At 64.2% G+C, this 1072-nt stretch carries 2 protein-coding genes; both read right to left on the reverse strand.

Translation table 11 applies throughout. The annotated features are described in order from the left end of the window. Positions 1-406, reverse strand: a 406-nt coding sequence (locus tag N430_RS29180; RefSeq protein ID WP_178083419.1) for a transporter, incomplete at its 3' end; no start/stop codon positions are given. Between the two features lie 36 nt (positions 407-442). Beyond that, a complete protein-coding gene (locus tag N430_RS29185; protein ID WP_105947795.1) occupies positions 443-976 on the reverse strand; it encodes a flavin reductase family protein in 534 nt (177 codons plus the stop codon). Positions 977-1072 lie beyond the last annotated feature (96 nt).

Genomic DNA, 1072 nt, shown 5'->3' on the forward strand with positions numbered 1-1072 from the left:
CGAACTGGATGAACGGCCCGATCAGCCAGTCACCCACCCCGCCCTGGTCCTTCAGGGCCGCGTTGTTCAAACCGTCATCGACTTTCATCCGGGTGACGATAGGCAACACCGTGTTCAGGCCCAGGCTGGCGTTGCCAACGCGCAGCTCAGACAGGTAGCTGACCTGCGTCACCGCCACCTGATAGTCCAGCTGGGTCTTCGGCAAGCCCAGCTTGTCGCCGTTCTTGTCTACCAGCCGGTTCGCGCTGTAGTTCTGGAAGTACTGTTGCAGGTACCAGCCCGGCCCCGCCGGCAGGCCGCCGTCGAGAAAGCTGGTCAGGCCCAGGTTGACCACCGGCAGGTCATACGCTTGGGCCGCACCACTGCCCAGCGCAAGGGCGCAGGCCAGGTAACGGATGTTATTCATGCAAGGCTCCGAATGTTGTTTTTGGTGGCAGGAGACTCAACGGCCGAGTTCGGGGTGCGCGACGGCGACCCGGTACTGCCCGGCATGGAAGACCAGCGGTTCTCCGCCGCTGTATCGGTAGTGCTCGATTTCACCGAGGAAGATCAGGTGATCGCCGCCCTCGTACTGGGTGACGTTGCGGCACACCAGGGTGGCGATGGCACCGTCGAGCAGCGGCACGCCGGCGGTGGCCTCGACATGCTCGATGCCAGCGAACTTGTCTGACGAGGGCCGCGCAAAGTGCCCGGACAAACCGTGCTGGTCGCTGCCCAGCACATTGATGGCGAAATGGCTGGCGGCCAGGAAGTCGCTCACACTCGGCGCCGTGCGCGCCAGGCTCCAGAGCACCAGCGGCGGCTCCAGCGACACCGAGGAAAACGAATTGGCGGTCATCCCCACCTTGCGACCGTCGCTACCCCGGGTGGTGACCACCGTAACCCCCGTGGCGAACTGCCCAAGCAGGTTGCGCAGGGCCCGTGGCTCGCTGCTGTCGGCGGCGATCAGATTGTCAGGCAAATGCATTGCATTCATGCTCATGGCTCCTCAGGCTGCCTGCTGGCACAGCTTGTCAACGAAGGCCTGGCAGGCCTGGGCATCGAACCACCAGGGGGCAAATTGCCGTGGGTC

Origin of the sequence: Pseudomonas sp. CC120222-01a, assembly GCF_003097235.1 — a bacterium.
Lineage (GTDB): Bacteria > Pseudomonadota > Gammaproteobacteria > Pseudomonadales > Pseudomonadaceae > Aquipseudomonas.

Coding starts and splice junctions, on each gene's coding strand:
- N430_RS29185 (WP_105947795.1), bottom strand. CDS start 976: ATGAATGCAATGCATTTGCCTGACAATCTGATCGCCGCCGACAGCAGC.